At 67.4% G+C, this 12957-nt stretch carries 12 protein-coding genes; 9 read left to right on the top strand and 3 right to left on the bottom strand.

What is annotated here, in order from left to right:
• The first annotated feature begins 283 nt into the window (after window positions 1-283).
• Together mpl and QO259_RS07210 are read left to right on the top strand one after the other, a co-directional pair.
• Window positions 284-1651, top strand: coding sequence for a UDP-N-acetylmuramate:L-alanyl-gamma-D-glutamyl-meso-diaminopimelate ligase (gene mpl / locus QO259_RS07205; protein ID WP_285952316.1), 1368 nt, complete (start codon window positions 284-286; stop codon window positions 1649-1651).
• Window positions 1641-2261: a flavin prenyltransferase UbiX gene (locus QO259_RS07210; RefSeq protein WP_285952317.1), complete on the top strand. Its 621-nt coding sequence runs from the start codon at window positions 1641-1643 to the stop codon at window positions 2259-2261. Before mpl ends, QO259_RS07210 begins: the two co-directional genes overlap by 11 nt.
• Window positions 2262-2289: 28 nt before the next feature.
• Here the strand turns inward: QO259_RS07210 and QO259_RS07215 are convergent, their stop codons facing one another.
• Genes QO259_RS07215 through QO259_RS07225 form a run of 3 tightly spaced genes read right to left on the bottom strand, consistent with a single transcriptional unit; the run spans window position 2290 to window position 5401 of the window.
• A complete protein-coding gene (locus tag QO259_RS07215) occupies window positions 2290-3696 on the bottom strand; it encodes a bifunctional DedA family/phosphatase PAP2 family protein (RefSeq protein ID WP_285952318.1) in 1407 nt (468 codons plus the stop codon).
• Window positions 3693-4607 carry a diguanylate cyclase domain-containing protein gene (locus tag QO259_RS07220; RefSeq protein ID WP_285952319.1) on the bottom strand — a complete coding sequence of 305 codons (915 nt, stop codon included), beginning with the start codon at window positions 4605-4607 and terminating at the stop codon, window positions 3693-3695. The genes QO259_RS07215 and QO259_RS07220 overlap by 4 nt, the downstream gene beginning before the upstream one ends.
• Window positions 4604-5401, bottom strand: coding sequence for a hypothetical protein (locus QO259_RS07225; protein WP_285952320.1), 798 nt, complete (start codon window positions 5399-5401; stop codon window positions 4604-4606). Before QO259_RS07225 ends, QO259_RS07220 begins: the two co-directional genes overlap by 4 nt.
• A 400-nt stretch (window positions 5402-5801) precedes the next feature.
• On the opposite strand from QO259_RS07225, the gene QO259_RS07230 reads away from it, so the two are divergent.
• The 7 genes from QO259_RS07230 (at window position 5802) to mltB (ending at window position 12948) form a co-directional block, all read left to right on the top strand.
• Window positions 5802-7085 carry a glutamate-5-semialdehyde dehydrogenase gene (locus tag QO259_RS07230; RefSeq protein ID WP_207030838.1) on the top strand — a complete coding sequence of 428 codons (1284 nt, stop codon included), beginning with the start codon at window positions 5802-5804 and terminating at the stop codon, window positions 7083-7085.
• Window positions 7072-7797, top strand: a complete 726-nt coding sequence (gene nadD, locus QO259_RS07235; protein WP_502949134.1) for a nicotinate-nucleotide adenylyltransferase — start codon at window positions 7072-7074, stop codon at window positions 7795-7797. Before QO259_RS07230 ends, nadD begins: the two co-directional genes overlap by 14 nt.
• A gap of 121 nt (window positions 7798-7918) precedes the next feature.
• Window positions 7919-8296: a ribosome silencing factor gene (rsfS, locus tag QO259_RS07240; RefSeq protein WP_035474483.1), complete on the top strand. Its 378-nt coding sequence runs from the start codon at window positions 7919-7921 to the stop codon at window positions 8294-8296.
• A complete protein-coding gene (gene rlmH / locus QO259_RS07245) occupies window positions 8293-8760 on the top strand; it encodes a 23S rRNA (pseudouridine(1915)-N(3))-methyltransferase RlmH (protein ID WP_285952321.1) in 468 nt (155 codons plus the stop codon). The genes rsfS and rlmH overlap by 4 nt, the downstream gene beginning before the upstream one ends.
• A gap of 87 nt (window positions 8761-8847) precedes the next feature.
• The gene (gene mrdA / locus QO259_RS07250) at window positions 8848-10743 is read left to right on the top strand and encodes a penicillin-binding protein 2 (RefSeq protein ID WP_285952322.1); all 1896 of its coding nucleotides are present in this window, start codon (window positions 8848-8850) and stop codon (window positions 10741-10743) included.
• On the top strand, window positions 10733-11872 hold the full coding sequence (rodA, locus tag QO259_RS07255; RefSeq protein ID WP_207030822.1) for a rod shape-determining protein RodA: 1140 nt from the start codon (window positions 10733-10735) through the stop codon (window positions 11870-11872). The genes mrdA and rodA overlap by 11 nt, the downstream gene beginning before the upstream one ends.
• A 35-nt stretch (window positions 11873-11907) precedes the next feature.
• Window positions 11908-12948: a lytic murein transglycosylase B gene (mltB, locus tag QO259_RS07260; protein WP_285952323.1), complete on the top strand. Its 1041-nt coding sequence runs from the start codon at window positions 11908-11910 to the stop codon at window positions 12946-12948.
• The last annotated feature ends 9 nt before the right edge of the window (window positions 12949-12957 follow it).

Consider the following 12957-nt stretch of genomic DNA (forward strand, 5'->3'; position numbering starts at 1 on the left):
TCGGGGGTGCGAGTCTCGGTTGCGCGGCCAAGCATAGCCGAAAGGCCAAGGGCTGTTAATACGAGGCGCTGGTCACCGCGGCGGTCATTTTTCTGGGCCGCGCGATGAGGGAGAGAATGAGAGGCGGTGAAGCGCCGTGCGAGCGTAGATGCCGGGGGTGTACTCGCGGCCATGGGCCTGGGCGCTTTGTGGTTCGCCCGCTGCCGGCGTGCTAGGCTCGCCGCTTCGTCATCGCGGCCAAGGCGGCCGCCGTCATTGCGTCAATCGTCCCGAGGGAGAGGGCATGCACGTTCACGTTCTGGGCATCTGCGGCACCTTCATGGGTAGCCTGGCCCGTCTGGCCAAGGCGCTCGGGCATCGGGTGACTGGCTCCGACGCCAACGTCTATCCGCCGATGAGCCATCAGCTGCAGGATGCCGGTATCCAACTGAGTGAGGGCTACCGCGCCGACAATCTGATCCCGAGGCCCGATCTGGTGGTCGTCGGCAACGCCCTGTCACGCGGCAACCCGGAAGTCGAGGCGCTGCTCAATGCGCGCATACCTTATGTCTCCGGGCCGCAGTGGCTGGCCCAGTACGTGCTCGGCGGACGCCCGGTGGTGGCGGTGGCCGGCACCCACGGCAAGACCACCACGGCCAGCCTGCTGGCATGGATTCTCGAGGCCGCAGGGCTCGAGCCGGGCTTTCTGATCGGTGGTGTGCCGCGCAACTTCGGCGTCTCTTCAAGGCTGGGCGGCAACGGCGCGCCTTTCGTGATCGAGGCCGACGAGTACGACACCGCCTTCTTCGACAAGCGCTCGAAGTTCGTCCACTACCATCCGGATGTCGCTGTTCTCAACAATCTCGAGTTCGATCACGCGGATATCTTCGAGGATCTGGCAGCGATAGAGCGTCAGTTCCACCATTTCGTGCGTACCGTGCCCGGCGATGGCCGGCTGATCGTGGCCGCCGGCGAGCCCGCCCTGGAACGGGTGCTGGCGCGCGGCTGCTGGACCCCGGTGGAGCGGGTCGGCACGCTGCCGGAGAGCGTCTGGCGCCTGGCGCTGGATGCCGACGACAGCCGCGCCTTCGCCCTTGAGCATGGCGGTGAGCGCTACCCGGTGAGCTGGGCGATGAGCGGCAGCCACAACGCCGCCAATGCCGCCGCCGCAGTGGCGGCGGCGAGCCACTTCGGGGTGACGCCGGCAGTCGCATGCCGCGCGCTGGCCGATTTCCTGGCGCCCAAGCGGCGTCAGGAGCTGCGCGGCAGCGTCGCCGGTATCCAGGTGATCGACGACTTCGCCCATCACCCCACGGCGATCGCGCTGACCCTGGAGGGGCTGGCGCGGGATCATCATGGCGGGCGCCTGCTGGCGGTGATCGAGCCGCGCTCCAATACTATGCGTCAGGGCACCATGAAGTCGCGCCTGGCTGAGAGCGTGGCCTTGGCCGAGGCGGTCTGGTGGTATCAGCCGCCGGGCCTTGACTGGTCGCTGAGCGAAGTCGTGGCGGGGCATGCGGGTAGCCGCGTGGCGACCGACCTGGATGCGCTGGTTGGCGAGGTGGTGGTTGAGGCACGTCCGGGCGATCGCGTCGTGGTCATGTCCAACGGCGGCTTCGGTGGCATTCACGCCAAGCTGCTCGCGGCGCTGGAGGTGCAGCATGCAGAGTGACACCCCGCTCGGCGGGCCGGTGGCGGTGGCGCTGACCGGCGCCTCGGGCGCCCAGTACGGGCTGCGCCTGATCGAGTGTCTGGTCGCCGCCGGGCAGCCGCTCTACGTGATGATCTCCAAGGCCGCGCATCGGGTGATCGCGATCGAGACCGAACTCGACTTGCCGGCCCAGCCGGAGCGCCTGGCCGCGGCGCTGAGCGAGCGCTTCGGCGCGCAGGCGGGGCAGATCCGCTGCTTCGGGCGTGAGGATTGGCTGGCGCCGGTGGCCTCCGGTTCCGGCGACTGGCGCGCGCTGGTGGTCTGCCCCTGCTCCACCGGTACGCTATCGGCGATCGCCTGCGGCGCCAGTGACAATCTGATCGAGCGTGCTGCGGACGTAGCGCTCAAGGAGCGCCGCCCGCTGATCGTGGTGCCGCGGGAGATGCCACTGTCGCAGATCCATCTCGAGAACATGCTGACGCTGACGCGCATGGGGGCGGTGGTCATGCCCGCCTCGCCGGGGTTCTATCATCGCCCGCAGAGTGTCGCTGATATGGTCGACTTCGTGGTCGCGCGGATGCTCGCCCAGCTCGGCATTCCGCAGCGCCTGATGCCGAGCTGGGGCGAGTAGGCCATTTTCCCTAGTTACTGCTACCGGCTCATACCGGCGGGAACAGTATGATGCGGGCTGTCTCCAGCACCAGCGACGCCAGCGCCAGCCACGGCCAGGGTGGCATCGCCAGATCCGGGCGCTGCCAGCGCTGGTAGCTGATGCGGGTCAGCGCGCACACGATCAGCCCGAGCAGGGCGCCCCCGATCAGATCGCTGGCCCAGTGCACACCGATCACCAGCCGCGACAGCGCCATGGGCGTGCACACCAGGATGCCGGCCCAGTAAGCGTAGGCGCGGTAGCGCAGCGGCATGACCTGAGCGGCGAAGGCAGCGGTCAGCCCCACCACCACCACGCTGGTAGAGGTGTGGGCGCTGGGATAGGACATCGAACCGGTGAGATAGTCCGGTGTGTCCGGCCTGGCTCGCCCGGCCAGCGCCTTGAACAGGGTGTTGGCCACGGCCACCGTGACCAGCGCACCGGCCAGATGCAGCAGTGCGGCGAAGCGCCGAGCCCAGGCCAGCCATAGCAGCCAGGGCGCCATCAGCAGCGTGATCCCCAGCGCATCCCCGATCTTGGCCAGCGTCTCGCTGGTGCCCAGTAACCACTGATGCTGCAGCATTGCCGCCAACGCGTGGATCTGACGATCCATCGGCAGCGGGCCGTGGTGGATCAGCACCCAAGTGGTCCAGGCGATCAGTGCGACCAGGCTGGTCAGCAACAGCGAGAGCGACGCCAACGGGAACTCGTTCGCCGGAGGCGGCGAGCGCAGTGCGCGCCACAGACGAGCGCAGGCCGGGTGGCGCTGCTGGTAGCGCTCGAGCCAGCGATGCAGGCGGCCCTGGCCGCTCAACTGGTAGCGGAACCAGGAGAACAGCACCCCCAGGGCCAGCAGCGAGAGCGACAGCACCAGCAGCCAGTGCTCGGCCCCCGGCGGCAGCTGCATCAGCTCGCTCCAGGAGCGTCCCAGCCAGTAGCCTGGCAGCAGATAGACCGGTGCCCAGAGACACGCCGAGAGGGCGTTGACCAGCGCGAAGCGCCGGCTCGGCATCGACAGCATGCCCGCCACGAGTGGCACGAAAGGCCGCACCGGGCCGACGAATCGACCGATCACCACTGACATGGTGCCGTGACGCTGGAAGAAATCGATGCCGCCCTCGAGCCACTCCGGGTGGCGGTCGAGCGGCCACCAGCCGGGAATACGCGTGCGCTGCGAGCGCCCCAGCCAGAAGCTCAGATTGTCACCGGCGAACGCGCCCAGGGTGCCGGCGATCAGCACCAGGACAATCGGCATTTCAGCGTGCCCTGCAAGGCTGGCGGCGGCGCCGAGAAGGACCACGCCGGGCACGACGATACCCACCACCGCCAGCGATTCGAGCAGTGCCACGCCGGCGATGATCAGCAGCAGCAGGGTGGGCGACGGGGAGAGCGAGTAGAGCCAATGGGTGAAGTTCAAGCGAGCGGTTCCAGCAGTTTGGTGGCGGCATTGTCGAGCCGGGTCAGGAAGTGCGCCGTGGCTTCGCCGGGTTGGAGCATGCAGACGCGGCTGAAACTCTCCAGCGGGCCGGTCTCCGGGCGCGATATGGTGGCCACGGTAGCGGTCAGTCGGCGACCGGCGGCCAGGGCGCCACTCTCGCCGGCATTGGGCAGTATCAGGCAGAAAACGTTCTCACGGTACTCGCCCAGCAGGTCGCTGTGGCGGCTGTCGTTGACCACTGCGTGGCTGAAGGCGTGGGACAGCGCCTCGCGCAGCTCGGTGCCGAACTGGTCATCGGCCTGATCGATCTGGGGGACGTAGAGCACCAGCACGCTGAGTGGGCGGCCGAGCGCGTGGGCGCGCGCGATTTCGATCGACAGGCTGCGCTGCAATGCCTGGCGCGGCAGCTTGGGGTCGCGGCGCCACTGCGGCAGAAGTAACGCCCGGCGGCGGCGGGCATCTAGGCTGCTCAATACCAGTGCGGCGCTGAGTGACAGCCACCAGCCCATGCTGAGGGTCAACAGCGATACATGCGTGCCCCCTAGCAGTAGCATCCAGGCGGGTACCAGGGCGACATTGAGCAGCACCGCCAGAGGTAATGACAGCACCAGCAGGCTGACCGCCGCCGGTAGTCCCAGCCATAGCATGCCGTTGACGCAGCCGGGCGCTTCGATGGCAAACAGAGTCAGCGCTCCTACCAGCATCAGGTAGTCGGCCAGCGCCGGACGCAGCCGGCCGAGCCACTGCAGCGGCAACGACACTAGCAGCCCGCAGGCCAGCAGCGCCGGGGGCAGGATCAGATCATAGTGGCGCATCAGGTAGTGCCACAGTGCCAGCCCGGTGAACATCGCCAGTGCCAGCAACTGCGCGGCGAGCTTGTAGCGGCTCATGCCCATGGCTGACTCTCGCGACGCTGACTGGTGCGTTTGGTGCGGTAGCGCGCAAAGCGATCGCCAAGCTGTGGCAGCGGTGTGTGCGACACGATGCGATGGGGAGCGATCGCATGCTGCAGCTGGTGGCGGCGCTGCTCCGCCAGCTTGTCGTCGTTGGCCACCAGCAGGACTGCGATACCATAGTCGTTGAGCCGGTAGGCGCGCTCGTAGAGGGCCAATTGGTCATACAGCAGGCGGCTGAGCTCGCGCATATCGCTGGGCGTGGAGTGAGCGCAGCCAAAGATCACGACCTCGCCATAGAGCGACTCGCGCTCCACCCGGCGCTGCTCGTGACGCGCGTCGGCGTCCAGCATCGACGCTGGCAGCAGCCACTGGGCGCCCTGGCGATTGAGCAGCGGCCGGGTTCGCAGGCGCTGCTCCTGGGCCAGTAGCCAGACAATGACCAGTGACGTCGCGGCCAGCAGCGTGGCCGGGATCGAAAAGTGACGGGCGATGAACGCTACACAAAGCGCGAATGTAGCCAGATTGAGCGCCAGCCCCACGCGCCCTCTGAGTGGCTGCAGGCACAGCGGCAGCAGCCAGATCCAGGGCAGGGTCGCCGGATGGCCCGTGGCGAGCAGAATCACGGCCAGCGCGGCGGCGACCGGGGCGATCCAGCAGCTGCTGCGCGCACCGCAGGCAAGCGTGGCGAGCAGCGCCACGGCACCGCCCCAGGCGATCAGTCGCACGCTCCCGTCGGTGAACGCCCCCGTGGCGGCGGCAGCGACCACGCAGGCGAGAGTCAGCGCCACTGTCACGGGGCTTTTGTACTGGCTTGGCATGGTGGCTTATATTGGGCCGATGGTTCTGCGTGGTTCGGAACGCCGTCTGGTCTTCGCGCAGACGACAGGCGGCATGGCGCTTGCGCCAGGGCGAGTCGCTCGAGCGATGCCATGCGCGACCGTCGCCCCAGCGGGGCAGCGGCTTGCGTCGTGGGCGTCGCGCTATGCGATCGAGCCCGGGCGGATTCCATGCTGCAACTATCGCACGGGCTGTCACTGACCGTACACTGTGAATCACGATTCGAGACAAACTCTTGCCTGCAGCGGTGACGGCCGGGCGAGCATCGTCAGGCAACGTCGGACACGGCGCGCCGGGGCGTGCGTGCCTTGATGCCATCGCTGCCCGGCACCCTTGAAGAGATACCACGTCATGTCACACTCCGCGACCGATAGCGTCGACGACATCCCGCTTTATATGCAGCGTCTCGGGGAGCGTGCCCGCGCTGCCAGTACCGTGCTGCGTGCGCTCGACAGCGGACGCAAGAATGCCGCGCTGGCGGCCATCGTGGCGCGGCTCGATGCGGCCCGCCCGGCGCTCGAAAGCGCCAACGCCGCCGATCTCGAGCGCGGCCGTGCGCGCGGGCTCAGCGAGCCACTGCTCGACCGTCTGGCACTCACGCCGGCACGCATCGATGCCATGCTCGCAGGCGCCCGTCAGGTTGCGGCGCTGCCCGATCCGGTGGGTGAGATCGAGGGGCTGCGCTATCAGCCCAGTGGGATCCAGGTAGGGCAGATGCGGGTGCCGCTCGGGGTGGTCGGGATCATCTACGAGTCTCGCCCCAACGTGACGCTGGAAGCGGCCAGCCTGTGCCTGAAGTCCGGCAATGCCTGCATTCTGCGGGGGGGCTCCGAGGCCGCTGCCAGCAACGCCGCGATCGCAGCCTGCATCCGTGACGGCCTGCGCGATGCGGGGGTGAACGAAGACGCGGTGCAGGTCGTTGCGACCACCGATCGCGCCGCGGTGGGCGAGCTGATCCGTCTCACCGCCAGCGTCGACGTGATCATCCCGCGCGGCGGCAAGTCGCTGATCGCACGTATTGCTGACGAGGCGACGGTGCCGGTGATCAAGCATCTCGACGGTGTCTGCCACGTCTATATCGATGCCGCTGCCGACAGCGACAAGGCGGTGGCGATCGCCGATAACGCCAAGACCCAGCGCTACTCGCCGTGCAACGCCATGGAGACGCTGCTGGTCCACGTCGAGGCGGCGCCGCGGGTGCTGCCGCGACTGGCGGCGATCTATCGCGAAAAAGGGGTGGAGATGCGCGGCTGTGCGCTGACCCGCGAGTGGATCGCCGACGCCGTGGCCGCCGACGAAGCGGACTGGGACGCTGAGTACCTGGCGCCGATCATCGCCATCCGCGTGGTCGAGGATTTCGATCAGGCGGTGGCCCATATCAATCGCCATGGCTCGCAGCATACCGATGCCATCGTCACCGAGAGCGTCACGCTGGCGCGGCGCTTTCTCGCCGAGGTCGACTCGAGTTCGGTCATGGTCAACGCTTCGACTCGCTTCGCCGACGGCTTCGAGTATGGCCTGGGCGCCGAGATCGGTATCTCGACCAACAAGCTGCACGCCCGCGGCCCGGTGGGGCTGGAGGGGTTGACCACTCGCAAGTACGTCGTGTTTGGCGATGGTCATGTCCGTCAGTGATGTCAGTGGTGTCAGCGGTGTCAGTGATGTGGGTATGAGCGGTCGGGCGCCGCGCATCGCCATGCTCGGGGGTACCTTCGATCCGGTGCACCTGGGCCATCTGCGCAGCGCGGTCGAGTTGCGTGAGGCGCTGGCGCTGGACCGGGTGCACATGATTCCGGTGCATGTGCCGCCACATCGCGCAGCGCCCGGTATCGCCGCCGGCGATCGCCTGGCGATGCTCGCCGCGGGTATCGGCGACACCCCAGGGCTGCTGGCGGACGACCGCGAGATCCGGCGCAGCGGCCACTCCTTCTCGGTGGATACCCTGGCCTCGCTGCGCGAGGAGTACGGCGAGCAGGCGCGGCTGGTGATGGCCGTGGGGCACGACGCCTTTCTCGGCCTGCCGCAGTGGCATCAATACCAGCGCCTGCTGTCGCTGGCGCACGTGGTGGTGCTCGACCGGCCCGACCATGCCGCGCCGCTGGCCCCGGAGTTGACCGCGTTGATCGCCGGGCGCGAAGTCGCCACCGCCGAGGCGCTGATGAGTGCACCCGCGGGTGGGGTGCTCAGGCTCAGCCTGCCCAGCCGCATGGCGATCGCTGCCACCGAGGTGCGCCGCCGGCTGCAGCGCGGACAGAGCGTGCGCTACCTGCTGGCCGAGGCGACCGAACGTTATATCGCCGCCCAGGGGCTCTATCGCGAGACGACCGCTGGTGCTGACGAGAGCTGAGCCGCGGCGCTGACCAGAGTGTCCGTGGGGCTAACGAGAGTCGAACAGTGGCGTCGGCGTCTCATCGGAGTAGAATGCGCGTTTCCCTGAATTCGGGGCAGCGATTCCCAAACGAGGAGCTATGCAGACAGATTCTCTCAAATCGTTAGTCGTCGAGGCGCTGGAGGAGTTGAAGGCGCGCGATGTGGTCGAGCTCGACGTCGCCGCGCTGACCAGTGTGACCGACGTCATGGTAGTGGCCAGCGGCACCTCCTCGCGTCATGTCTCGGCGCTGGCCGGCAACGTGGTCGAGAAGGCCAAGGAGGCCGGCCTGCGCCCGCTGGGCGTCGAAGGGCAGCAGGGCGGCGACTGGGTACTGGTCGATCTGGGCGACGTCGTTGCGCATGTGATGATGCCGGAGACCCGCCAACTCTACGATCTCGAGCGGCTGTGGGCCGATCTGCCCGTCGATCGTCAGCAGGGAGCCAGCCACGGCGAGCGGCACGAGTCGCGCGGATGAAGGTACGGCTGCTGGCGGTGGGCACGCGGATGCCCGCCTGGGTCGAGGCGGGCGTCGAGGAGTACCGCAAGCGGCTGCCGCGCGAGATGCCGCTGGAGATCGTCGAGATCGCCCCTGGCGCGCGCGGCAAGAATGCCGATATCGCCCGGGCGATCCACAGCGAAGGCGATCGCATGCTGGAAAAATTGCGCGATCAGGAACATGTGGTCGCGCTCGAGGTCAAAGGCTCGGCGTGGACCACCGAGCAGCTCTCGCAGCGGCTCGATGACTGGCGCCAGGGCGGGCAGGACGTGGCGCTGCTGATCGGCGGCCCCGACGGTCTCGACCCGCGCCTGAGCGCGCGTGCGCGTCAGTCGTGGTCGCTCTCGGCGCTGACGCTGCCGCACCCGCTGGTGCGGGTACTGCTGGCCGAGCAGCTCTATCGTGCCTGGACACTGCTTGCCGGGCACCCGTATCACCGTTGAGTCAGAGAGTCAGTCGCTTGCCGTTATTCGACGCCCCGCAACGCTGTGCCCCCCGCGGGCCGAATCCCGCCCTGATCCGGCGCCGTCATGCGTAAGCGGCGCGAGCGAGTCAAGGATCACGAGCAGGAAGTCCGCGTCTTCCGCAACCGCTCTCTGGTCGCCGCTGCACTGATCGTGCTGATGGCCGGCGCCCTGGTGTCACGGCTGTTCTATCTGCAGGTGGTCGAGCACGATGTCTTCATCACCCGCTCCGACAACAACCGCATGCGGGTCGAGCCGCTGCCACCCCGGCGCGGTCTGATCTACGACCGTAACGGTCAGCTGCTGGCGGAAAACCGTCCCACTTACAATCTCACCATCGTGCGCGAGCGGGTCGATGATCTCGACGCCACGCTCGAGCGCCTGGTGCAGATCCTCGGTCTGCCCGAGGACGAGGTCGAGACCTTCCGCGAGCGCTCGCTGCAGCGTCAGCGGCCCTATCAGCCGGCACTGCTGATGAGCGACCTCACCGAGGACCAGATCGCCCGCCTGGCGGTCAATCGCTATCTGCTCAGCGGGGTCGAGGTCGAGGCGCAGCTGATGCGCTATTACCCCGATCCGATCGTGATGTCCCACGTGCTCGGCTATGTCGGGCGGATCAACGCCGATGAGCTCGCCGAGCTCGATCCGGGCAACTATGCCGGCACCCACTTCATCGGCAAGACCGGGGTCGAGTACACCTACGAGGATCAGCTCCACGGCAAGGCGGGGCTGCGCAAGGTCGAGACCAACGCCCGCGGGCGCGTGCTGCGCGAGCTCGATCGCGAGCCGCCGGTACCGGGCAAGGACCTCACGCTGACCATCGATAGCCGTCTGCAGCACCTGGCCTACGACCTGCTGGGCGGGCGCCGTGGCGCCATCGTCGCCATTCAGCCCAAGACCGGGGATATCCTGGCGATGGTCTCGGCCCCCGGGTTCGACATCAACAAGTTCGTCACCGGTATTTCCTACGCCGACTACCGCGCGCTGCAGGACGATATCGATCTGCCGCTCTACAACCGCGCCGCCCGTGGCCAATACCCGCCGGGCTCCACGGTCAAGCCGTTCGAGGCGCTGGCGGCGTTGCAGGATCGGGTCGTCGATGCCAACGATATCGTCTACGACCCCGGCTACTTCCAACTGCCCAACGATACCCGGCGCTACCACAACTGGCTGCGCTGGGGGCACGGGCGGGTCGACCTGCGGCGAGCGATCGAGGTCTCCAACAACACCTATTTCTATACCATGGCCTACCGTCTGGGCATCGACCGGCTGTCGTCGTTCATGCACGAGTTCGGCTTCGGCGAGGTCAACTCGCTGGATGTCCAGGGGGCGTTGCCGGGGCTGATGCCGTCGCGGGAGTGGAAGCGCGAGAAGTACAACCAGCCCTGGTTCCCGGGGGAGACCCTCTCCGCGGGCATCGGTCAGGGCTATTTCATGGCCACGCCTCTGCAACTGGCTGCGGCGACCGCGACGCTGGCCAATCATGGCCACTGGGTGCGCCCGCATCTGGCCGAGCGCATCGGCGACCAGCCGGTGAAGCCGCCGTTCCCCGATACCAAGCCGGATGTGCAGGTCGACAAGACGCAGTGGTGGAACGACGTCTACGAGGGCATGGAGGAGGTCATGAGCGGCCGCGAGGGCACGGCGCGCAAGGCTGGTGCCGGCCTCGAATACACCATGGCGGGGAAGACCGGGACCGCGCAGGTCTTTTCGCTGGGTCAGAATCAGAAGTACAACGCCAGCGAGCTGGCCGAGCGCCTGCGCGACCACGCGCTGTTCATCGGTTTTGCGCCGGTGGAGGATCCGCAGATCGCGGTGGCGGTGATCGTCGAGAACGCCGGCGGCGGGGTGTCGGGGCTCGGTCGTGAGCTCACCGATGCCTGGCTGTTGCCCCAGAGCGAGCTGCACGACCAACCCGGTGCCACCGTTCCTGAAGAGGTCGAGAGTCTCGATGGCGATTGATTTTCAACGCACTGCGCCGAATCACGGCGCGCGGGTCGGCCGCAAGCGCTCGCTGTGGCTGCGGCTGCACCTCGACCCCTGGTTGCTGTCGATTCTGCTGCTGCTGATCGCCTTCGGCCTGGTAGTGCTCTACAGCGCCAGTGGCATGTCGGCGCAGACCACCATGGCCCAGGCGATCCGTATGGGGATCGCGCTGGTCGGGGCGATAGTGATCGCCCAGTTCTCGCCGGCCACGCTTTATCGTTGGACCCCGCTGGCCTATGGCGGGGGGCTGCTGATGCTGATCGCGGTGGAGATCATGGGCGATATCGGCATGGGCGCGCAGCGCTGGCTGGAGATCGGTCCGCTGCGCTTCCAGCCGTCGGAGCTGATGAAGATCGCCATGCCGATGATGCTGGCGGCCTATCTGCATCGCCGGCCGCTGCCGCCATCGTGGCGCGATCTGCTGGTGTGCGGGGTGATCATCGCGGTGCCGGTGCTGCTGATCGCGCGCCAGCCCGATCTGGGCACCTCGATGCTGGTGACCGCGGCGGCGGTGTTCGTGATCCTGCTGGCGGGGCTGTCGTGGCGCTTCATCCTCAGCCTGGCGGTGATGGCAGGGGCGGCGATGCCGCTTTTATGGCTCAACATGCACAACTATCAGCGCCAGCGGGTGCTGACCTTCCTCAACCCCGAGAGCGACCCGCTGGGCGCCGGATGGAACATCATCCAGTCCAAGACCGCCATCGGTAGCGGCGGACTCGAGGGCAAGGGCTGGGGACTGGGCACCCAGTCGCAGCTGGAGTTCCTGCCCGAGCGCCACACCGATTTCATCGTCGCGGTGCTGGGCGAGGAGTTCGGCCTGATCGGCATGGCGACCATTCTGGTGCTCTATCTGCTGCTGGTCTCGCGCGGGCTGGTGATGGCCAATCAGGCCCAGGATACCTACGGCCGCCTGCTCGCCGGCAGTATCGTGCTGACCTTCTTCATCTACGTCTTCGTCAATATCGGCATGGTCAGCGGTATCCTGCCGGTGGTCGGGGTGCCGCTGCCGCTGGTCAGCTATGGCGGGACCTCCAGCGTGACCTTGATGGCCGGTTTCGGTATTCTCATGTCGATTCACACGCACCGCCGCCTGCTCAAGCATTGAGCGTCGCGGCGGGCTGCAGCAGGGAGCACTGGCGCATGGCGCTGCGTTGGAAACAGGGAAGTCTGACCCGGGCAATGGCTCTGGTGGTGGCTCTGGCAGGAGGGCTCTCGAGCGCCGGGACGGCGCTGGCAGAGAGCGATTTCGACCCGGCGACGCACCCCCAGGTGCGCACCATGCTCGATACCTTGAGCGCGCAAGGGTTGTCGTCGCAGCAGCTCGACGATGCCATGCGTGCCGCCAGCTACCGGCCGCAGGTGCTCGAGGCGATGAATCATGCCGCCGAGCGTCGGCTGCGCTGGGATCAGTACCGCGATATCTTCATCCAGCCCGATCGCGTGGCCCAAGGCGTGGCGTTTCTCCAGCAGCACCGTGAGGCGCTGGATCGTGCCCAGCGCGAGTATGGCGTGCCGCCCGAGGTGATCGTGGCGATTCTCGGCGTCGAGACCCGCTATGGGGCGCACAAGGGTAGCCATCGGGTGCTCGACTCGCTCTCCACGCTGGCCTTTCATCATCCGACCCGCGGCGACTTCTTTCGCCGCGAGTTGATGGCGTTTCTGACCATCACGCTGGGCCAGGGCGTCGACCCCGCCTCGCGCTATGGCTCCTATGCCGGCGCCATGGGCTACCCGCAGTTCATCCCCACCAGCTATCAGGCCTACGCGGTCGATTTCGATGGCGATGGGCTCAAGGATCTGTGGAACGACCCCACCGATGCCATCGGCAGCATCGCCAACTATTTCAGCGAGCACGGCTGGCGCCGCGGGCAGGCAGTGCTGGTCGAAGCCAGCGGGCCGGCGACGCCGCCGGCTCGACTGACGTTCAATCAGACCGAGCCGCCGTCGGTCCGCGTGTCCGAGCTGGCGGCGGCGGGCGTCCGTCCCACCGCCGGCTCGCTCACGCCCGATGACAAAGTGATGCCGCTGGCGCTGGACTACGCCGACGGGCACGTGCGTTACGTGCTCGGGCTCGACAACTTCTACGTCATCACGCGCTACAACCACAGCCATCTCTACGCCATGGCGGTGGCTACCCTGGCGCAACGCATCCAGCTCGCGCTGGAGGCGGCAGAGACGTGAGACGACTGT

It is taken from the genome of Salinicola sp. JS01 (genome assembly GCF_030284585.1).
Lineage (GTDB): Bacteria > Pseudomonadota > Gammaproteobacteria > Pseudomonadales > Halomonadaceae > Salinicola.